We start from the raw sequence: 22,009 nt of genomic DNA on the forward strand, positions 1-22,009 counted from the left end.
CGCGACTCCTGAGGCTAATGCAGTTGCCCTGGAGCTCGCGCTTCTTCTCTTCAAAAGTGGAGTTATTTCACTTACGGATTAATGAATTCGCAATAGACCAGCATCCGCTTGAGCATAACGGCGGCTTGAGCGCGGGTCGTGGTCTTCCCGGGTCCGAAACTGCCGTCGGCGAAGCCATGAACGATTCCTGCATCTGCCAGAATTGCGACGGCATCGCGAGCCCATTCACTGATTTCATTGCGATCGGTCCAGTCACTGTTGCCGGGATTATTCTGAGACTGTGCGGAAGCAAGGCTTCCCGATGCTTGCAAGGCTCTCACGACAAGCGTCGCCAACTGCTCACGCGTTAATGGTGCATCCGGATTGAAGATGCCATTGCCGGAGCCTTCGATTAGCCCCGACGCGATGGCTGCGGCTATCGATCCCGCATACCAGGCATCATTGGACACATCGGAGAACGATGTCCCGCCCGATTCGGCCGATTGTTCCGAATACGAAGCCGGAATGCCGAGACCTCGAACAATCAGGGCAGTGAATTCGGCCCGTGTGATGGGCGCGTCCGGTGCGAAGGTGTTGGCGGTGTGCCCATTCACGATAAGTTTGGCTGCCATCAGCTCAATATCTGAACCGGCCCAGTGCTCTGCAATGTCCCGGAATGTCCGCTCTGCCGACAGTACAGTATAAATGCCGTTCCCGGAGTGTTTTACCGTAACGTGAGTTGCATTGCCTCTGCGCTCGAACAAGGCGGGAACAAAAGCGAATGTACCGGTCGACTCGTCGAACAAGGCGATGGTCGCGGCGGCGGCATGGACGATGCCATCCATGGTGAACGTGCGGACGGTGTACGCAGATCCCAAGCCGCCGACATTGAAGGAACTGCCGCTTGCCTCAACGGAAACCTGAAACGTGTAACCGGGATTAATGAGACGGGCATTGGCAGTTGCCGCCGCATCCGCTGCACGCTGCGCCGCTGTTCCGCTAGTTGGACTCATCTCGATGACAAGATTTGCATCTGCCGGCGTCTCGGTCAGCTCGCTTAACGTATTCCGCCATCCGGTTAGACTTAAGGGGAGGCGATATGAAGCGCCATTACCCTCCAGCATGATGACAGTCGCAGGAGCTGAGCCCGCCGCCTCCATCAGGACATCGGCAGGCAGCTTTATGATGAGCCGGGAGGTTGCTCCATTGATCGGAATACGAACGAGCGGTTCCTGCGATGTCCGGGAAGCTGCCGCTATCGCCTGGCGCAGCGCTTCGGCCCGAACGGAAGCGGATGTCTCGGCACTCCCGTCCCTGCCTGTTGTTCGGCTTAGATGAATGGAGCTGTCATGAAGCGTTATTTCACCGGATTCGGGATCTTTCGTCCATGAAGCCGGGGGCGGAGTTGCCGTTCCGGAGCCGGCATCCGCTTCGGTTACCGTCAATGCGGCGGAAGCGACCTCGCTTCCGGCACCTGCGACAATGGTATACGTTCCGGGCGCAGCGTCTGCAGGCAATCGGAAGGAAGTCGAGAATGTACCTGCAGCGGCTTCCATAATATCGAAATACAGTATCGTGCCGTCCGGCCGAATGACTTTCACAGTGATTTCTTCCAGCGTTGTCGCACCTGATATGTTCACAGTCTCGCCTGCATGCTTGTTCGCCGGCTTATCGAGACGAACCGGACTTGCATCAGCGAACAGGATGCCCGGCACGCAGAGCCAGAACAGGAGCGAAGTCAGACACAAGGCCGCAATCCAACGTTTTTTGTTCACCTTATTGCCTCGCTTTCTTCATACTATTGTAGAGTTAGCGGTTCGGCCAGAGAGAGGCCGATGCTGGTAAAGCTGCTGTCATAGCCGTCGACGACGAACACTTTGACAGAATAGCCGCTGCCGGCAACATTGAAGTGGGCGGTCAACTGCTCGGAAGAAGCGATGTCGCGTTCCATCGCGACAATGCTGACGGGCTCCGACCCTTTCATAAGCTCGAAAATAACCGTTTCATTGCCGGTATGCTCTGGCGCTCCGGCTGAAGGCATGACGGTGACGGTTGCCTTAACGCCTCCGGCAGCGCTGAATGCTCCTCCGCTTATTTCGAAAGGCTTGAGAGACGGATCTGTGTCTTCCACCGGCGCTTGAAGGCCGTTTCCGAACATATAAGGCAGACCTTGCTCGAAGCCTGCCGCCCATACACCCATGTCATGGCCGCCATTAACGATGCGAAGCTCGGCAGGGCTTCCGGGAACTTCTTCCCATTTGTCGAATTCCAGGTCGAACAGATTTTGGCGATGAAGCTTCTGATAAAGGTTGACGGCCTGAACCTCCATATTGTATTTGTTGGCGTCATCCGGTAAATCTTCCTTCTCGCTCAGATGGTTCCAATCATCGTCTCCTGCAATGATGTACATCGGAACAAGATTGGATTGCGCCGCGTATGTCTGCAAGGCTTGAGGGTAGTTCTTGGCATCCCACAGCTCGGAATCGAACGGCTCTCCGAAAGAGCCTCGCGATACGGCGCCTGATGTGACCGGAGCCTCACCGTCCTGAATGGCCGGACTAAGCAGCGTTGCCGCTCCGAACAGCTCCGGATAAGCAAGCGAGTAGCGAAGCGCTCCATATCCGCCCATCGAGAACCCGACCAGCCCTCGTCCTTTCCGGCTGGCAATCGTCTTGTATTCGTGGTCGATCAGCGCAATTAAATCTTGTGTGACCGCCGTTTCAACCGAACCGTATTTGCCGGAGTCAACCCAGTAGCTGTTGCCTGTCACGGGCGCGACCGCGATGACGGGCGGGGTGGTTCCGTCTTCGATCATCTTATCGAGAATCGGCCAGAATTTGTCCCAGCTTGTTGCCGTGCCGCCGCTGCCATGCAGCAAGTACATGACGGGGTAACGTGTCGTTCCGGCGTTGTCATAGCCGTGGGGCAAGTACACTTTATAGGTCATATCATTGCCTTCAGCGGAATCGGAGATCAAGCTTTCCAGTTCTGCCGAATGCGTTTCGACGCTTCCTTTTTGTACCGCGGCATATTGCTCCGCATCGTAGACGGGACTTGTGTCAACGCTTTCATCTCTGCCGAACATGTAGTTCAATCCTTCGCGGAAGCCGATCCGCCACAGCTCTTCGTCATGAGCGCCGTTGATGATGCGCAGCTCCGCCGGATTTGAAGGGACTTCTTCCCATTTATTGAAAGGAAGGGTGAACAGATTTTTTCGATGAAGCTCCTGGTACAGCTGTACGGCTTGTACTTCCATGTTGTATTTATAAGCGTCGTCCGGCAGATCCTCCTTCTCGCTAAGGTGATTCCAGTCGTCATCGCCTGCGAAAATGTAAACGGGTACCCGATAAGGCTGATTCACATAAGAGCCGATGGCCGTAGGGTAGTTGTTGGCTGTCCATAGCGAAGGATCGTACGGATCGCCGAACGCGCCGCGTTCCACAGCTCCCGAAGTCGATGGCGGCTCGTTCTGCTGGATGGCGGGGCTCAGCAGTGTAGCGGCACCGAACAGCTCGGGATAGACCATCGCGTAGCGCAGCGCGCCGTAGCCGCCCATGGAATAACCCATCAGATAGCGCCCTTCACGATCGGCCACCGTGTTATAATCCTGATCCATCTTGGCGATCAGATCTTGGGTAACGGCGGATTCATATGCGCCGAATTTCTCGGAATCGACCCAGTAGCTGTTGCCCGTGCCAGGAGCGACCGCGATAGCCGGTTCAATGGAACCGCTTGCAATCATGTCGTCGAGAATATCCCAGAAATCATCCCAGCCGTTCTCGTCTCCCCAGCTTCCGTGAAGCAGATAAAGGACGGGATAACCTTCGGAACGGTCGGCATCATAGCCTTCGGGCAAATATATCTTATAAGTCAGTTCGTCATTGCCCGGTCTGGAATCGTCCGTTAGAGCATGCGAGACGAAAGTAACCGTGTCGGTCGTGCCGCCGGATAACGCTTCCGCTTCGGTATTCCCCACGTTCAGTGTTGCTGCAAAAACAGTCAATGAAAGAAATACAAGAGCGAAAAGCTTTGATTTGCGTGAATACATGAACACCCCTCCAAAATAATGATGAAAATCGGATAATTAGATAATCAGGTGATTGGATGATCCAATTATCTGATGTTTATTCTAATCATGTCCAGATATCCTGTCAAGGTGCAGCTCAAAGATGTGATAGAAAGCCTGATAGAGATAGAGTTCTACGACAGTATTGTGTCTGTTGATTGGTCAGTCACAGGAAAAAGAGAGCATGAATTGAAGTCTTACATTTCAAATCATGCTCTCTTTTTGTTTTTATCGGAATGATTCACCAATCAAGTTTCACGGATAAACCGAACTGCGTTCAAGCCGATCATTTGAGCTGCAGCGGAAGTATTTCCATCCGGCATATAAGGAGCGATGGAAAGGTCTGCTATCTTCAGATTTCTTGTTCCGAAAACATTCAGATACCCGTCGACGACACCTTCCCGGCTATTTCTTCCCATTCTGCAATGCCCTCCAAAGTGGGAGAAGTTGGTATACGATGCTTTGACGAAATCGGAGAGCCGCTGCCTTCTCTCAGCTTCATTAGGGATGTGAAAGACATCTTCGGATGGATAGACGACCCGATAGATTCCTTCCGGGTCCAGCTCTCGGGCTTTCATAATCAATCTAAAAGTCTGGATATATTGATCCACCATATAGTTTAAATCACTAGCGTTTTCAAGCGGATTAAATTCAATGGACGGATAAGCTGTCGGATCGCTATGTGTGACAGTAATTTTTCCTGTACTACGGGGATTGACATCTAATATTGCAATGCTCATAACATTGCTTGGCGCTTCGGGGTTGAATCCCCACTGATTGGCGAATACATCCGGATTGGGAATGAACAATGGCAATGGCGCACCCAAGAGCTGGAGGCGACGGCCGGGACCGTTCCCCTTCTTGAAAGCACCTAGCGCTATGGGCTGATCGGGATCGGAAGACAGCACACCAAGCAGCCGGCTGGTCTCTACTTCTATGCCCATCCCTGCAAAGTAATGTGTCCGGAAATTATAGCCTACTTGAGGGCTGTTCACCAACGTTTTAATGCCTGCTTTGGTAAGATCGCACTTTCTCCCAATACCTGAACGCTGTAAGATCGCAGAGGAAAATATGCCTGCGGACAAAATGACTTCTCTCCGGGCATAATGACGATACGAGACACCATTTTTTATAAATTCCACGCCGACAGCTTTATACATCCGCTTTTCTTTTTTAAACAGAATTTTATTAACTGTTGTTTTAGCGCAGATGACCAGTTTTCTCTGTCCGACTCCATACTCGTCGGAATGAACTTCATTTCCTTGAGTAACAACATGTTTGTTTAAATATCCGGTTGCAGTGGATGAACGGACAAACTTGCCGTCTACTTCTTGTTGAATAAACTGGGATTTGAAAAAGGTACAGTCTCTTATCCCGGTATTGTAGTCTTGTACAATGGGAATATCCAATGCTCGGGAAGCTGCCCTAGCAAGCGTATAGGTAAGCCCGCCATCCGGCACAATTTGTTGTCTGACGTATATAGGCCCCGTCGTTCCTCGTGCGCTTGGTCGTTGTGTGTTGCCTGTATACGTTTCGTTCTGTTTGAATAGAGAGCGAATGCTCTTGTAGCTCCACTGATTTCCAACGAGCTTGGCCCATTCGTTATACAAGTTCCGGCTGCCCCGCACCGCATACATAAAGTTATGCTGCGAGCTCCCGCCAATCACGCGTCCGCCCGATAGCTTTAGCTGACGGCTAATATTTGCCTCCAGGGAAGAGAGCGTGTTGAAGGACAGCTTATGATCGCTGGATAAAGCATTTGCCGTTTCAAGAGAGGGGCTGCTGTTCGTGGTGCGGGTTCCCGCTTCCAGAACAAGTACGGAAGTTTCCATATCGTCTGTCAGCTCTTTGGCAATGACGCCTCCGGCAGTTCCGGCGCCAATGACAATGTAATCAAAAATATGCTTGTCTGACATGTCCTCATTCCTTTCGCAATTGAGAGGTGGATGATTTCCTATCATTCTATTCGCATATTTTTGAAGCTACTGTATGAATGTACGGCGGAGTGTGAAAATTCCGCACAATACTATCCTTTCCGATACTCTGTGGGCGAGAAGCCCGTCTCCTTCGTGAACAACCGGGTGAAGTAAAAGGCGTCCCGGAAGCCGGCAAGCGCGGCGACCTCGGCAATGGAAAGCATGGTGGAACGGAGCAATTGCTTGGCCCGGTCAACTCGTACCTTAGTGACGTATTGGATTGGCGAGTAGCCGGTCTGTTCTTTGAATATGGTGGAGAAGTAACTGGGCGACAGATTGGCGAATGCCGCGAGACGGTCCCGGTCCAGGCAATCCATGTAGTGGGCGTTAATATAGTCGATGACGCCATCCATGGCGGCCGCTCGCGCATAGCCTTCCGCTTGCATCGCTTGAAGCTGCACGAGTTCGTTCAATAGCGTGAAGAAGGCCAGCTTGCTCCGCCACTCGTAGCGGGGGCGCTTGCCGTTCCAATCGCGCCATAACGAGTGGAACGCATCGCGCATCGGCTGCCAATCGCGATAGACGGCATGTGCGGGAATAGGCAGCATGCCTGTCAGCGGAGCGAGCGACTCGCCTGACTGATCGGTGACGCTCACATATCCTTTATATTGAATAGAGTAGAAGCATAGTGTATCTGTATCGTCTGACTTGATATGCACGCTTGCCCCCGGATGGAGCTGGAACATACTTCCTGCAGCCAGCTCGTAATGCTCGCCATTCAGCTCCAGGCTTCCCTTGCCCGTATAGACCAATGCGAGGATATGAAGCTTGGCAGGCCGGCGAATCAGTTCATAGCGGAAGGGCGGCCAGAAGTCGGCATCTCGTATGACAACATCAAGAAGCTTGGGGTGAAGCCTGTGCAGCAGATGATAATCCAATCTCTAGCACCTTCTATCGGACAGATTTATCCTACTAGTGTAAGGGATTGTTGCACTGCTGTACAGCGTGCTTCAGGGCTTGATTCGCGGGGGGAATAGATGATGCGGCGCAACATTCTCTTTGTTCAAGGTGTCTAATGACTAGATGGAATAAAAGGCAAGGAGATGGGTCTGTGCGCCATTCACGAATATTACGCAGGCAGTGGCTATTCGTAGCCGGAACGGCTGTCGCCTTGGGCATTTATTATTGGTTCTTCATGGATCGTCCATGGATAGAGGGAGCCAAGCTTAATCCCTACCAAGTGGACGAGATTCAACTGGTCAGAAGGGACGGGGAGCTGCCGCTGCAAGAGGAGATTATAAGCATTCGGGATAAAGCCTGGATTCGCGGGCTGCTCTCGGAGTGGAAGGATGCGGCATATGTGAAGGAGGCTTTTCCGCCGGACAACGCCATTCTGCAAGGATACAGAGACCGGTATTTTCTATATATAAATGACGGCGCCGGCATGAAGCTCAATGCAGAGATATACTCTGGTCATCCAGGCGACGGACTAACGGAGAACGGGATCATGCTGGTCAAAGACCGCTATCATTATGGATTGCCTTCCAGTATGGCCGAGCTGCTCGCGATGGATCTGGACGATATTCTGGCAAGCGGCGGCAAGGTGAGCGTTACGCTGGATAACTGGCGTCCAATGGCAATCATTAACGGGGAGAAGCATATGTCTTATTTCATGGGTAGTAGTTGGGGAGATAGTGTGCAGCAGGAGATGGAGCAGGTTGCCGTCGTCACGTCGGCTCTTCCCGATCACATCCGGTATACGAAGCGCAGCGACATATCGGAACTGCTGGTGGATGGCGCGGGCACGTATACGGAGGGAACGCCGATCTATCAATATGAAGGCCATTATTTCATTCGCAATGCGAAGGATACGGGGACGTGGAGCATTCTGCTGCCGGAAGGGCAGGCTGCCCACAGGCTGGAGCAAGACCGGGATGGAGAAGCGGTATACTGGGAATCGTACGGCTCCTCCCGGTATTTCATCGTGGAGAGGGATAAAGGACACGAGGTGTATTCGGCGCAAGATCCCAATGCGAGGGAAAGCTGTATCCTGTCATGGCAGGAGGAGAAGCGAGCCTTCGTATCACCTTGCACGAGCATTGCTTACGGGGTAGACGGAACGCCTTCGGAGGATGGGGCGCTCCCGATGAAGAAATGGCCTTCGCGCGAATGGTCGGGTGTTCTCCTGTACGATTACGGAGTGGATGGTTAGCTGTTCCTGAACAGGCGATCATGGTACACTGGTTGTACATCATGCAGCATTGGGGGAGATGGGGATATGGATATGGAGCAAGCGATATGGAAGCAGCTTGCATTCGTAAGACAGTTAACGGTTCATGCGGTGAAGGAATTGTCGGAAGAGGCGTTGAATATCGTGCCGGAAGGGTTCAATAACAATATCCGCTGGAATCTGGGACACATCTACCTGGTGCAAGAGAAGTTCGCCTTCCACTTCTCTGGTGGGAAGCTGCAGCTGCCCGAAGGGTTCGAGAGCTTGTTCAGCAAAGGGACGAAGCCGGCCGACTGGTCCGTGGCGCCTCCTGCCAAGGAGGAACTGCTGGCTATGCTTGAAGCGCAGTCGGGCCGCGTCGAGAACGAATTGAAGCAGCGGCTGTCGGAGCCCGCGATTGCTCCCTATACAACCGGAAGCGGGCTGACGATGCACACGATTGGCGAGTTCGTCAATTTCTCGCTCTATCATGAGGGCATGCACTTCAATACTATTAATGTGCAGAAACGATTTATAGACAAGATGGGAAAATAAAACGAAGAATGATGAAGGCTGCTCCTGCTGGAGCGGTCTTTTTTTGGTGTTTAGGAAATGATGCGAGCATCAGTTTACACTGGAGCGCCGAAAGGGGGCGTGTGAGCCGTACTAGTGTAGAATTCATACACTATAACCTACTCAAACTACCATTCCCTACTTCGAGCGTATGCCACATACACTATAGCTGTTCGAACCAGCCATTCCCGTCCTCGAGCGTATGCCACATACACTATAGCTGCTCTAACCAGCCATTCCCTACTTCGAGCGTATGCCACATACACTATAGTTACTCAAACCAACCTTTCCCGTCCTCGAGCGTATGCCACATACACTATAGCTTCTCAAACCAGCCTTTCCCGTCCTCGAGCGTATGCCACATACACTATAGTTACTCAAACCAGCCTTTCCCGTCCTCGAGCGTATGCCACATACACTATAGTTACTCAAACCAGCCTTTCTCTACTTCGAGCGTATGCCACATACACTATAGTTACTCAAACCAGCCTTTCTCTACTTCGAGCGTATGCCACATACACTATAGCTTCTCAAACCAGCCTTCCCCGTCTTCAGCGTATGCCACATACACTATAGTTACTCAAACTAACCATTCCCTACTTCGAGCGTATGCCACATACACTATAGCTGCTCTAACCAGCCATTCCCGTCCTCGAACGTATGTCTACACTGGAGCGCCGAAAAGGTGCGCGCGAGCCAAAAGTGAGTAGGCCATTAAGTTTCTTTATGGACACCGTTAGGCGCTTTTCTTCCATTGGTGATATTGAGCCGAAATGAAACGAAATGCGAATACAAAGTGATTGGAAACATAATCGAAATATATTGACAACAAAAAGAAAGTTATATAACATAAAACGAAAGTAGAACGAAATGTTATGAGGAAGCTCATTACGCGGCGAGAGCGAGATGAAAACCATGAAAACCATGAAAACGATGAAGACTGTGAAGCGATCGTTGTCCCGGCTGCTGGGAAGAGAGTACACGAACGCCGTCACGGCGGGTGCTGCCTTGCTAACCGACTTGAGCGGCGAAGAGGCGAGGAAGCTTGCGGCGGAAGAGATCGAGTTCTTGCCCGATGCGTATAGGGATAAGACGGACCTGCTATTGGAACAAGTAGGGAAGCAGATCATTCCGGAAATGAAAGCGTCTACTTCCGGTGCGCCTACGAATGCTTATCGAAAAGCAAGTAATCCGAAAGCTAGCCCGCTTGGCGGAATTGGCTACCTACGCTTAGGCGAGGACGGCAGGCTCTATCTGGTGGGGAAAAGTGAGCATTACCATACGCCGCTGGGACATAACTTCCCCGGCTACAAGCTCATCGACTATGCCAGGGCGCTCGGCATTACCAATGCTACCCATAACAATACCCGGGGATATGTGACGCGGCTGCTGGAGCGGGAGTTGATCAGAACGGCGAATGGGCTCACTCGGGAGGATACGGATTCACTGAACGGTGTACTGGATTCTCGCGAGCCGCATGTGCTGAACCGGGTCATCAATCTGGAGACCGGAACGTTGGCGTGCGAAGCGGGAATAAAAATGATGCTTGCGAGGTTCTATCGCCTGGATGCGACTTTCCCTGAACCGAAATACAAAGGAAGAACGCCGGTATTTTTCGTCATGGGCGATCGCGACGGCGGAGCCGCCGCTAATTACCACGGGACGAGCGTCATTGCGCAGACGCTGCGCAATATGTGGCCCGACATGACCGACAAGCTGGAGGATGCGGGCATATGGAAGGTATGTCCGGTTGGCATCAACGATTATGAGGATTTCAAGTCCAAATTCGAACGATACAATCAACCCCCGTTCAAAGTCGCGGGATTCCTGCATGAAATCATTCTGATGAATTACGGCGGCATCAGGCTTGAGCAGCATTACTTGCAGCAAGCTTATGACATGTGCCACAGGAACGACACTCCCATTATGTGTGACGAGATCCAGTCATGCATGTGGTATCCCGGGATGTTTTTATTCCGGGCTTACGGGCTGAACCCGGACTTTGTCGTTATCGGGAAGGGCTTCCCGGGAGGGCAGTATCCGGCCTCGCGCATCATAACGACTGCCGAGATGGATACGCTGAATCAATTCGGCGCATTGGTGACGAACGGACAAGAAGAGTTGGCGGCGCTGGCTTATCTCATTACAATGACCTTCGCGGAGGAGAATGCTGCGTGGATTGGCGCAATGGGCGAATATTACGAAGAACGGCTGAAGGCGCTCGCTTCGCGTTATCCATCGATAATAGAACGGACGGAGGGCAAGGGGCATCTGTCCACCTTGTTCTTCCATGAAGCGGAGCTGGCAGCCGCATTCACAGGCAGGTTGGGGGAACAGTGCATTGACATTAGCGCGCAGACGTATAAAGCGAATTGCCCGCCGGCCGCGCTTACGAAACCGCCGATTATTGCTACAATGAAGATGCTGGATTATATGATTGCCAGAATGGATGAAGCTTTGCAAGCCATCCGAGAGGAAAGGGAAGCTGATGACAGAGAAGATACTAGGTGAACTGGACATTGACCAGAGGAGAGCGACGATTCTCGAATTGCTCCAGCAGGAGAGCAAGGTGAAGGTGACAGAGCTGAGCAAGCGGTTCGGCATCTCGGAAGTGACGATTCGAGGCGATCTCGACGAGCTGGAAGGGCAAGGGCTGCTGCAGCGCGTTCACGGCGGAGCGATCAGCGCTTATAAAAACTATTACAATATGACGTTCCGTGGCCGGGTAGAGACGAACAAAGAGGAGAAGAGACGGATCGCGGTTGAAGCCGCCGCCATGATCTCCGATGGGGACACGATTATTCTGGGCTCCGGGACGACTCCGCTCTATGTGATGCGAGAGTTGAAAAATCATAAAAACCTCATCATCATTACGAATTCATTGTCGATTGCGTATGAAGCCGGCTTCCATCCCCATCTGCATGTGGTCGTCATGCTTGGCGGCAACATTAATACACAGTATGAATTTGTATCGGGCGACGACGCGATCCGCCAGCTGAGCAAGTACAAAGCCGACAAGCTTATTCTGTCTTCCGACGGCGTCAGCTCGGAATATGGCGTCACCACCTATCATCACCTTGAAGCGGAGCTGTATCGGCAGATGATCCGCAAGGCGGATAAACGGATTCTGGTCGCCGACTACACGAAGATCGGGCGGGGCAATTTTGCACAAATTGAGGGTGTCGATAAAATCGATTGCTTGATTACGAATGACAATGCCAATAAAGAAGAATTGGAAGCAATGCGCGAGAAGGGCGTTGAAATCCGGCTGGTGTAGCGAGGGGGCGATCGGGATGTCGGATGAGCATATGAAGGGCGAAAAGAACGAATTGGAATACGTCATCGGACTGGATATCGGAACGTCTGCAGTGAAAGGCGTGCTGATGTCGGCCGGCGGAGCCATCCTCTCGCGTGAGAAGGCGGCCACCCGCTATCTGCCGTCCGATGACGGTCTGATCGAATTCAATGCCGGTGAATGGTACGAGTCTGTCACAGCCATCATCCGCAGACTGGCGGGCGCTGTTCCGTCAGGGGGGACAGTAGCAGCGATCAGCATGGCTTCGGCCAGCGGCAATACTGTGCTTGTAAATGAGCGGGGAGAGCCGGTGCGTCCGGCAATAAGCTGGATGGACGAGCGAGTAAGAGAAGAGATGGACGAAGTATTCGGGGATGCGGAAGCGAGCGAAGTCCATGAACGCATCGGCTGGCCGTACATGCCGCTGTTTCCGCTGGCTCATCTCTCGTGGCTGAAGTGTCATGAGCCGGAGACGCTGGCAGGCGCAGCCCGCATCTGCCTGAGTACGGATTACATGCTGTATCGTTTGACGGGGCAGTGGGGGATCGATCCCTCCACCGCAACGACCTTTTACTTGCAGGATCAGAAGGCGATGCAATGGCACTTGCCTTACGCAGAGCGATTAGGCGTATCCGTTGACCAATTGCCCCCTATCCATCCGGTGGGAAGCGTGCTGGGAGGCATTACGCCAAGCGCCGCTACGGCTACGACGCTGCGAGAGGGAACGCCCGTCGTGCTTGGCGCCTTCGACCATCCCTGTGCGGCGAGAGGCTCGTGCATTGTGAAGGAGGGACAGCTGCTTCTCTCCTGCGGGACTTCCTGGGTAGGCTTCTTCCCGACGTTCGATCGACGGAAGGCGGTCGAAGGGAAGCTGCTGGTGGACCCGTTCCTTCAGCCGAGAGGGCCTTGGGGAGCGATGTTCTCGCTTCCGGCTATCGCGACTTCCATAGACAAGTACATTTGCCGCTATATCGCAGACGGACCGGACCGGTATCGCGAGTTCGACAGGCTTGCAAGCGCAGCGGCTCCGGGAGCGGGAGGGCTTCTCATTCATCCCATGCTGGAGGAGGAGCTCGACGCTGGAGGAGCTTATGGGAAGGAACAATTGGCGAGAGCGCTGATGGAAGGAACGGCCTATCTATTGCTTCAGCAGGTGGAGAAGCTGGCGGCTGCCGGCCTGTCGTTCACATCGGTGACGATGGTCGGCGGACCTTCCGAGACCGCGCCATGGCCGCAGATCGTGGCGGATGTTCTCGGAAGGGAAGTGGTCACCGTTAACGGTTCCTGTGCGGGTGCGGTTGGAGCGGCGATCGTGGCCGGGATCGGTGCGGGACTGTATCGGAATGAAGAGGATGCGCATCGGAGGCTGGTTTTTCGAAGGGGTGTCCGTACGCCGGACGAAGCGGCGCACAGGGTGTACAGCGAGCAGTACCGGCGCTTTGCCGGCAATTATCAAAAGGTTCGGAGGTCTTGACATGCATGCCTTGTTCGAAATGAAGGAAGTAGACAAGATTTTCTATGAAGAGAAATTGAAGGATTTTTTGCCGGACCGGATGATCGATATTCATACGCATGTCTGGCTGGACCACATCCGGCTCGAATCGACCGGTGCTCCCGTTAGAGCGGTGACTTGGCCGTCATTGGTCGCAAGAGACAATTCCATTGCAGATTTGTTCAAGACGTATGAAGCGATGTTTCCCGGGAAGGAAGTGACGCCGCTCATTTTCTCGCAAGTAAGCCTGCAATATGATATTGCGGCGGGGAACGAATATATCCGATCATGTGCCGAGCAGTATAAGCTGCCGTCGCTGATGGTGACGAGGCCCCAGCAGAGCGCCGCCGATTTTGAAGAGGGCATCGATCGGGGCGGATTTCTGGGTTGCAAGGTGTATCTGAATTTCGCGGACCCGTACATTCCGGAGAAGGAAATTCGCATCTACGACTTCCTTCCGCCGCATCAGCTTGAGGTGCTGAATCGTCGCGGATGGATGGTCATGCTGCATATTCCGAGGGACGGCAGGTTGAAGGACCCTGTCAACTTGGCACAGATGCTGGAGATCGAGCGGAAGTACCCCGCGGTCAAGCTGATCATTGCCCATGTCGGCCGAGCGTATTGTCCGGAGGATGTGGGAGATGCTTTCGACCTATTGGCGGAGACGAGGAACATGGTATTCGACTTTAGCGCCAATACTAATTCGCATGTGTTCCGGGAGCTGATTAAGGCCGTCGGCCCGAAGAGAATATTGTTCGGCAGCGATCTTCCCATCGTCAAGATGAGGATGAAGCGCTATTGCGAGAACGGCAGGTACGTCAATGTTGTCCCTAAGGGATTGTACGGGGATGTATCGGGAGATCCCAACATGCGGGAAGTGGAAGGGCGGGAAGCGGAGGAGCTCTCCTTCTTCATGTACGAGGAGATCGATGCCTTCCGGGTGGCGGCGGAGGCCGAAGGATTAACGAAGCGGGACGTAGAGGACATTTTTTACTCTAATGCCAAGGCACTTATCGATCAGATTGAGAAGGAGCGACGGCGCTAATGGGGAACAGACTGAGGATGGCCCTTCTGCCCATGTATATTCAGCTTTACGATGACAGCTGGCCTGAGCTGCGGGAGCGCGTGGATGCGTTCCATCAGATAATTATAGGAGAGTTTGAAAAGAGGGGGCTGGACGTTGTCTCTTCGCCCGTATGCCGGGTACAGGCGGAATTTGAAGCGGCGATGGAAAGCTTCGAGAGGGAGGGGGCCGACGCTGTCGTTACGCTACATCTGGCTTACTCGCCTTCTCTGGAGTCGGCAAGCGCACTGGCGGCAACCGGGCTACCGCTGGTTGTTTTGAATACGACACCCACCTACGACTTCAGTCCTGCTCAGCATCCCGATGAGATTCTGTATAACCATGGCATACACGGCGTGCAGGATATGTGCAATCTTCTGCTGCGCAATGGGAAGCGCTTTCTCATTGAATCAGGCCATTGGGAGAAGTCGGATGTCCTCGATCGGGTTGCGGCTTGCGTGAGGGCGGCGCGAATCTCGAAGGAGATGAAGCGGGCGAAGGTAGGCAGAATCGGCGATCCGTTCCAAGGCATGGGGGATTTCCTGGTGCCGGAGGAGGTATTGCGCGCAACGATTGGGATCGAGACGATAAGCTTCGACCTTCAGAATGACGCGGAGCTGTTCGAAGCCGTGTCGGATCGTCAGATCGATGAAGAGATGGAGGGAGATAAGCGGGATTATCAATGGGGCAGCTTTGATGAGGAGGTGTACCGCCGCTCCGTTCACGACGGCCTGTCGCTGCGGCATCTGATCGAAGCGGAACGATTAACCGCATTAACGGTCAATTTCATGGCGATTACGGGACGATCTGCGTTATTCACTATGCCCTTCCTGGAAGCGAGCAAGGCGATGAGCCGGGGAATCGGCTACGCCGGGGAAGGGGATGTGCTGACGGCGGCGTTAGTCGGCGCGCTGCTATCCGTCTATCCGGATGCATCGTTCACGGAGATGTTCTGTCCGGACTGGGATAACGATGCGATATTCCTCAGCCATATGGGAGAGATGAATGTGCGTGTCGCGGCGAACAAGCCGGTGCTTCGGGAGAAGCCATTCCCCTTCACGGATGCGGGCAACCCGATTGTCGCCTGCGGCAGATTCCGCGGCGGCGAAGCGGTGTATGCTTGCTTGGCTCCGGGAGCGGACAATGCCTATACATTCATCTTGTCGCGCATACAGATGCTGGATGTCGAGGGGATTGACAGGATGGAAGACAGTATTCGCGGATGGTTCAGACCATCACTTCCCGCACCCGAGTTTCTTTCTTCCTTCAGCAAGCATGGAGGCATCCATCACGGTGTGATCGTCTACGGCGACGTTATCGAGGTGCTGGAGCGGTTCGGCGACATCATGGGCTGGCATACGGTAACAATCGGGTGATATTCATTTACAAGTAGAGGAGCTGGGAGAATGGCCATTAAAGTAGGGATTGCCGGGGCAAGAGGATTAAGCACGCTGAAGGGATTCCAGGTCTCCAAGGATGCGGAGGTCGTCGCGCTGTGCGATCTGGATGAAGACTTGCTGAAGGAGAAATCGCAGCAATACGGGATTCCACGCACATACCGAATATTCGAGGATATGCTGGACTCCGATATCGACGCCGTTGTCATCGCCACTCCGATGCAGCTGCACGTTCCCCAGGCGCTGCAAGCGCTGGATGCCGGCAAGCATGTGATGAGCGAAGTAACCGCCGGCGTGACGATGGATGAGCTGTGGTGGCTGACCGAGGCGGTGGAGGCTTCGGGTAAAGTGTATATGATGGCGGAGAATTATTGCTACATTCCGCAAAATCAGCTCATTCGGAATATGGTGGAGAAGGGAATGTTCGGGGACATTTACTTCGGAGAAGGGGAGTATCTGCACGAAAACAAAAAGCTGCTGAAAGGCTACAACCGGAAGCATCAGGAAGACGGCAGAACCTCCTGGCGGAAATATTGGCAGCTGGGAAAACGGGGCTCCTTCTATCCGACGCACAGCTTGGGACCGGTCATGCAGTGGTTCAAGAACGACCGCATAAAATCGATATCTTGTGTCGGCTCGGGCTGGCATACCGCCAAGGAGCTGCGGCAAGAGGATACTTCCATTACACTCTGCCAGCTGGAGAGCGGGAAGTTGATCAAGATCCGGGTAGACTGCATATCGGAGCGGCCGCATAACATGAATTACTATTCGCTTCAAGGTACAAATGGGTGCTATGAAGCACCGCGGGGAATGGGCGATGACCACAAAATATGGCTGAAGGACGTGCATGGCGGCAGCGACAATCCGCAGTGGAGGCCGCTCAAGGACTTCTACGATTACTTGCCGGACCGATACAAGCAGGTGACGGAAGAGCAGCGGTCTGCAGGCCACTGGGGCGGTGACTTCTTCATCGTGCAGGATTTCATCGATGCGATTATGAAGGGGACGAAGCCGGAAATAGATGTCTATGACGCGTGCGAATGGACAGCCGTCGGCTTGTTGTCGGAGCTGTCGGTTATGAACGGCGGCAAGGTAATGGAGATGCCGGACTTCCGGAAGACCCGCCAGTATAAGGACCAGATTATCAAGTTGACCTGAGGGTGGACGCTGTAATCCTGTACCGTGATATCATTCTTGCGCTAGTCTGCCAGTTAGTGGTAGTATCTGGTTAAAGGAGTGGTGGACAATGTATCAAAGTATGGAAGGCTTTATGAGAGATTGGGCTTATGAGGAAGGGCTGACGCTGAAGGTGCTGGATGCTCTGACGGACGATTCCTTGAAGCAAGCGGTATCTGAAGCGCAACCGAGAACGCTGGGCGATCTGGGCTGGCATCTGGTGGGCAGTATCGCTGCATTCCTCGGTTCCAGCGGCTTGCAGCTTGATGGGCCTGATTATAAGGGACCGACACCTTCCCGCGCAGCCGATATTGCGGAAGGCTATCGCCGCATGAGCGCAGAGGCTGTGGCAGCGCTGAAGGAACAGTGGAGCGATGACAAGCTGAAGGATGGGCTGAAGCTGTTCGGATTCATTGATACGACCTACAGCGGAGTGCTTACTACGCTTGTCCGTCACCAAATTCACCACAGAGGGCAAATGACGATTCTTATGCGGCAAGCAGGTATTGCAGCTCCAGGCGTCTACGGCCCGAACGAAGAAGAGACGGCCGCGATGCAGGCGGCGCGGCAGCAGTAATAGGTGTGGTCGCAATGCAGGCGGCTCGCCGGCAGTAAATAGGTACAGTCGCGATGCAGGCGGACTCGCCAGCAGTAATAGGTGCGGTCGCGATGCAGGCAGACTCGCCAGCAGTAATAGGTATTGGTTTATGGAGTTACTATAAGAAATGGAACGGTTAACGCAGTTAACTTGCACCTGTTGAGAAACCTCAGGACGCCTTCGGGCGTCCTTTTTTCTTCTTATGTGTCCAGAGGCACGCAACTGCTCCACGTCTACAGGTGCGGTACCGCACTGTACCGGCACCTCGCACTGCACCGCACCTGTACCCGTACCGTCCTCGGTGCCGTATCATGCCCGATTCCACATTGGCCCCATACCCTGCGCCTCGCACCGCACCTATACCCGTACCGTCCCCGGTGCCGTATCATACCCGCACTCCACATTGCCCCGTACCCCGCGCCTCGCATTGTATCGCATCTGTACCCGTACCGCCCCCGGTACCGTATCATACCCGATTCCACATTGCCCCCATACCCTGCGCCGACTGCTGGTTCACAGTTTAGCGAACGTCACGGTCCTTATCTGGCTAAATTCAAGCGAAACGCCAAGCTAGCGGTCCCCACAGTACTTGGGTCGCTGAAATCCGTTAGAGCTCCATTACAGGATCAGTCAACGCCTAATCGTTTGCAGCACCCTTTTCCTGTTATGATACGTCGAATATAGAAAAGGGGGTTAGGCCATGGTCAAGAGGATGATAAGTGCAGTCTTGCTGCTGCTCATCTTGCTCATAGCGGGATGCGATGCTCTGACGGGGAACGATGCGCCTTCAGGAGCGGCTTCTGCGCCAACAGATACGCCGCGGGGGACAGCGATTCCGGATGTGGGGCTGAGAGTGAAAGATGGGGTGACCGTCAGCCGTTCGCTGGACTTCGGTCGTGTGAATAAGAAGACTTATGGAACATTTCGGGACGAAGACGAGATTGCGTCATTCGCCAAAGCAGTGAGAACGGCGGAACGCATGCTTGGCAAGCTGGACATCGCCCATCCCGATTTTGACGTTGTTGTAATGCAGGATGGCAAGCAATATGACATTCACCTGTGGCTGGATACCGAATCCGAGCAGGGGCTGTTCACCTATGTGTACGATACGAGCACGGGCTATCGGCTAACGAAGAAAGCGACGAAAGAGCTGCGTACTCTGATCTGGGGCATTCCGTACAATCCGGACACTGCGGCTGCGAATGGAGACGTTATCTTGACTTCGCTTGGCGACATGCGCAACCGAGAGGCGTGGGACAGCTTTGTGGAAAGCGTGGAGACCGGCGTAGAAGGTGAAGTGCAGGTTGTATTTTATACGAAGGAAGGAGACCCCATCTTCCATCATCTGCGGTTCGACGGAGGGACGATTCGGCACCGTTATGACAACTCGCACGATTCCTTCGGCACGCCTAATAAGCGAATGGAATATTGCAGGGAGCTGGAAGCGGAGAAGAACGAGCGGGGCACCGCCTATCGACTTGATGGCTGCGGCGGCAGTGGCGGGGGAATGTTCTATCTGTCGATACCCGAGCCGGTAACCCCATAAGCTGTAAGCTGCAGATGGGTATCTCCTTCGCCGGATTGCTGGAGGGAGAGCACTTTGTCTTTGCAGCGGAATTAGCGCATGTGGCATACATTAGAGCGCTGGAATGATGCGTTCGAGCGGAATAGTGAATGCCACATACACTAGACCGTCGAAATGGTGCGTTTGGGCCAGGATGGCGTATGTGGCATACATTAGAGCACCGGAAAGGTGCGATCGGGTCGGGATAGCGTATGTGGCATACATTAGAGCACCGGAAAGGTGCGATCGGGTCGGGATAGCGTATGTGGCATACATTAAGGGCGCCAGAATCGTGCGATCGAGCGGAATAGTGAATGCCACATACACTAGAGTGTCGAAATGGTGCGTTTGGGCCAGGATGGCGTATGTGGCATACATTAGAGCACCGGAAAGGTGCGATCGGGTCGGGATAGCGTATGTGGCATACATTAAGGGCGCCGGAATCGTGCGATCGAGCGGAATTAGCGCATGTGGCATACATTAGAGCGCTGGAATGATGCGTTCGAGCGGAATAGTGAATGCCACATACACTAGACCGTCGAAATGGTGCGTTTGGGCCAGGATGGCGTATGTGGCATACATTAGAGCGCCGGAATAGAGCGCCGGAATGGTGAGTTCGGATCGGAATAGCGTATGCGGCATACATTGGAGCTCGCGTCTATTTCTTCACGTACCGCTAATGCTCATTGTCGCGCTGCTCCCGATAGACTCGCTGAACCGCCCGGTAAGCCAGCTTCGGCTTGCGGTACTCGTTCACGATGCCCTTATTGTTGAAACCGCGCGCTCGGTCGCGGAAAGTCGTCTTGTCGCTGTGCAGGTCGGCACGGACATCGGCGAACTGCCATACGAATGTGCCCTGAATGCGCTTATGCCGCCGGAAGATGCGCAGTGCCGTCTCGACGACATGCGCCTGATAATCCTCGCTGAACAAGCGCGGTTCCCAGCCCGTATCACCGTAGATACCCGCTGCGCCGAATTCAGTCATGATCCATGGCTTGTCGCTTCCGCCATGCTGGCGGCTGTATGTCTCGAATTGCTCCAGGAACGGCTGGAACTCCTCCACATCTCCCCGGTACCATCCGTCATACTTGTTGATGCCGATCACATCGAACAGATCCATGACGATATCTTCCATCGGGAAATGCGAGGCGTAAGCGACAAGTCGTGTGTGATCGAGCTTCCGGATTCGGTTCACCATCAGCTCGGAGAATTGGTAGGCTTCCTTTGTCCGGGTATCGATCTCATTATGCGCCGACCAGAACAGGATGGAGGGATGGTGATAATCACGCCGAATCATCTCTTCCATCATAATCGCTGCTTTCTCCTGATAGACAGAATTGGCGAACACTTCAACTGGCATATGCGCCCCCCATACGGGCACTTCCGCCCAGTATACGATGCCGCGCTCATCCAGCAAGTCCAGCCAATAAGGGTTTTGCGGATAATGGGCACCCCTGATGCTGTTGCACCCAGCCTGCTCAATAATGTCCAGATCCTTCTTCATCAGCTTCTCGGGAAAGGCGAAGCCCCACTCCGGATGCTCCTCATGCCGATTCACTCCTTGCATATAGAGCGGCTGTCCATTGACGAGCACTTGTCCATCAGCCACTTCAATCTTGCGGAAGCCGATGCGATCAATGTAGTCGTCTTGATCGGTGCTGACCGAGATGGTGTATAATGCCGGCTTGCCGACTTGCCATAAGGCGATATCGTCCATTGTGCAAGTAAAGCGGACGATGCGTGACTCGCCGGGTTGAAGCGATGTCGTCTCTGTCAGCACCATATCGCCCTCTCCAATGCGAACCTGCAGCGGGACCTGCTGCAGCTTCGACGACAGCGAGACGACTTCCGTCTCAATCGATAAGGCGGCCTGCGTTAAGGCATCATTAAGCGAGTAGTCGATTTTCACATGATGAATGTAGTGATCCGGCAGCAGCTGAAGCTCTACGCTGCGGTGAATGCCGCCGTAATGATGCCAGTCTACGATGCGGTAAGGGACAGTGGCGTCGTCCGATGTGTTATCCGTGCGTATGATCAATTCGTGCTTACCCGGCGGGACATTGTGAAGGATGCACTGGAATGGGGTGAAGCCGCCTTCATGCTCAGCCACAAGCACGCTGTCCATATACACTTTCGCATAACCCAATACGGCGCCGAACAAGAGACGAATGGAACGGTTCTCCACCAGTACGAACGACGTCCGGTACCATGCCGCACCTTCGTAATTGTAATATCCGATCTCATTATTCCAGCAGCCGGGTACAGGCATGGCGTCACTCTCTGACGGGAATCGGGCGAACCAACCGGCTTTTTCTCCAATCCCGTCGGGGTCGATGCGGAACTGCCACAGACCGTTCAATGATACCGTTTGTCTTCTATGATGCTGCTTGAATGTACGCAAGTGATCTCCTCCATATGCACCTCTGTTTCGTTCTATTGTAGGGCGAGCAGGAGAGGAGGAACATAGAAGATAAGCTCGACAAATTGTAGAATCGACTCATTATATAAGCTCATTCTTGAAGGATCTAAGGCCGTAAGAGCTACTAATGGCGCTACTAATAGAGAGATGAGGCAGACGGTGAGTTTATTTTGGCGGTCAATTTCATGTAACGAGACTGCTAACGAGACTGCTAACTGGATTTTATGTCATAATTGAAGTTGAAATCATCGTTGTCACACGC

General features: G+C 53.5%; 15 protein-coding genes. 10 read left to right on the forward strand and 5 right to left on the reverse strand.

Annotated features, from left to right (window positions below):
• Positions 1-71: 71 nt before the first annotated feature.
• The 4 genes from M6D81_RS10010 to M6D81_RS10025 form a co-directional block, all read right to left on the reverse strand.
• Entirely contained in the window at positions 72-1,754 is a 1,683-nt protein-coding gene (locus M6D81_RS10010) for an S-layer homology domain-containing protein (RefSeq protein WP_262676738.1), read from the reverse strand.
• Between the two features lie 23 nt (positions 1,755-1,777).
• The gene (locus M6D81_RS10015) at positions 1,778-4,027 is read right to left on the reverse strand and encodes an alpha/beta hydrolase (protein WP_262676739.1); all 2,250 of its coding nucleotides are present in this window, start codon (positions 4,025-4,027) and stop codon (positions 1,778-1,780) included.
• A gap of 266 nt (positions 4,028-4,293) precedes the next feature.
• Positions 4,294-5,961, reverse strand: coding sequence for a GMC family oxidoreductase (locus tag M6D81_RS10020; RefSeq protein ID WP_262676740.1), 1,668 nt, complete (start codon positions 5,959-5,961; stop codon positions 4,294-4,296).
• Positions 5,962-6,071: 110 nt separating this feature from the next.
• On the reverse strand, positions 6,072-6,899 hold the full coding sequence (locus M6D81_RS10025) for an AraC family transcriptional regulator (protein ID WP_262676741.1): 828 nt from the start codon (positions 6,897-6,899) through the stop codon (positions 6,072-6,074).
• A gap of 173 nt (positions 6,900-7,072) precedes the next feature.
• Here M6D81_RS10025 and M6D81_RS10030 point away from each other — a divergent pair, with 173 nt between their 5' ends.
• The 10 genes from M6D81_RS10030 to M6D81_RS10075 all read left to right on the forward strand — a co-directional run bounded on the left by M6D81_RS10030 (position 7,073) and on the right by M6D81_RS10075 (position 19,310).
• Positions 7,073-8,173: a hypothetical protein gene (locus M6D81_RS10030; RefSeq protein WP_262676742.1), complete on the forward strand. Its 1,101-nt coding sequence runs from the start codon at positions 7,073-7,075 to the stop codon at positions 8,171-8,173.
• A gap of 66 nt (positions 8,174-8,239) precedes the next feature.
• Positions 8,240-8,725: a DinB family protein gene (locus tag M6D81_RS10035; RefSeq protein ID WP_262676743.1), complete on the forward strand. Its 486-nt coding sequence runs from the start codon at positions 8,240-8,242 to the stop codon at positions 8,723-8,725.
• Positions 8,726-9,658: 933 nt separating this feature from the next.
• Positions 9,659-11,254, forward strand: coding sequence for an aminotransferase class III-fold pyridoxal phosphate-dependent enzyme (locus tag M6D81_RS10040; protein WP_262676744.1), 1,596 nt, complete (start codon positions 9,659-9,661; stop codon positions 11,252-11,254).
• Positions 11,232-12,020 carry a DeoR/GlpR family DNA-binding transcription regulator gene (locus tag M6D81_RS10045; RefSeq protein WP_262676745.1) on the forward strand — a complete coding sequence of 263 codons (789 nt, stop codon included), beginning with the start codon at positions 11,232-11,234 and terminating at the stop codon, positions 12,018-12,020. Before M6D81_RS10040 ends, M6D81_RS10045 begins: the two co-directional genes overlap by 23 nt.
• A 16-nt stretch (positions 12,021-12,036) precedes the next feature.
• Positions 12,037-13,512 (forward strand): xylulokinase, encoded by a 1,476-nt coding sequence (locus M6D81_RS10050; protein WP_262676746.1) that lies wholly within the window; start codon positions 12,037-12,039, stop codon positions 13,510-13,512.
• A gap of 1 nt (position 13,513) precedes the next feature.
• The gene (locus M6D81_RS10055; RefSeq protein ID WP_262676747.1) at positions 13,514-14,575 is read left to right on the forward strand and encodes an amidohydrolase family protein; all 1,062 of its coding nucleotides are present in this window, start codon (positions 13,514-13,516) and stop codon (positions 14,573-14,575) included.
• On the forward strand, positions 14,575-15,969 hold the full coding sequence (locus M6D81_RS10060) for an L-arabinose isomerase family protein (protein WP_262676748.1): 1,395 nt from the start codon (positions 14,575-14,577) through the stop codon (positions 15,967-15,969). The genes M6D81_RS10055 and M6D81_RS10060 overlap by 1 nt, the downstream gene beginning before the upstream one ends.
• Before the next feature lie 30 nt (positions 15,970-15,999).
• The gene (locus tag M6D81_RS10065) at positions 16,000-17,148 is read left to right on the forward strand and encodes a Gfo/Idh/MocA family protein (protein ID WP_262676749.1); all 1,149 of its coding nucleotides are present in this window, start codon (positions 16,000-16,002) and stop codon (positions 17,146-17,148) included.
• Between the two features lie 88 nt (positions 17,149-17,236).
• Positions 17,237-17,743, forward strand: coding sequence for a DinB family protein (locus tag M6D81_RS10070; RefSeq protein WP_262676750.1), 507 nt, complete (start codon positions 17,237-17,239; stop codon positions 17,741-17,743).
• Positions 17,744-18,464: 721 nt separating this feature from the next.
• Complete coding sequence (locus M6D81_RS10075) at positions 18,465-19,310, forward strand: DUF4362 domain-containing protein (protein ID WP_262676751.1); 846 nt, start codon at positions 18,465-18,467, stop codon at positions 19,308-19,310.
• A 694-nt stretch (positions 19,311-20,004) separates the two neighbouring features.
• On the opposite strand, the gene M6D81_RS10080 is transcribed toward M6D81_RS10075, so the two are convergent.
• Positions 20,005-21,729 carry a glycoside hydrolase family 2 protein gene (locus tag M6D81_RS10080; protein WP_262676752.1) on the reverse strand — a complete coding sequence of 575 codons (1,725 nt, stop codon included), beginning with the start codon at positions 21,727-21,729 and terminating at the stop codon, positions 20,005-20,007.
• Positions 21,730-22,009 lie beyond the last annotated feature (280 nt).

Origin of the sequence: Paenibacillus sp. J5C2022, assembly GCF_025567625.1 — a bacterium.
Lineage (GTDB): Bacteria > Bacillota > Bacilli > Paenibacillales > Paenibacillaceae > Pristimantibacillus.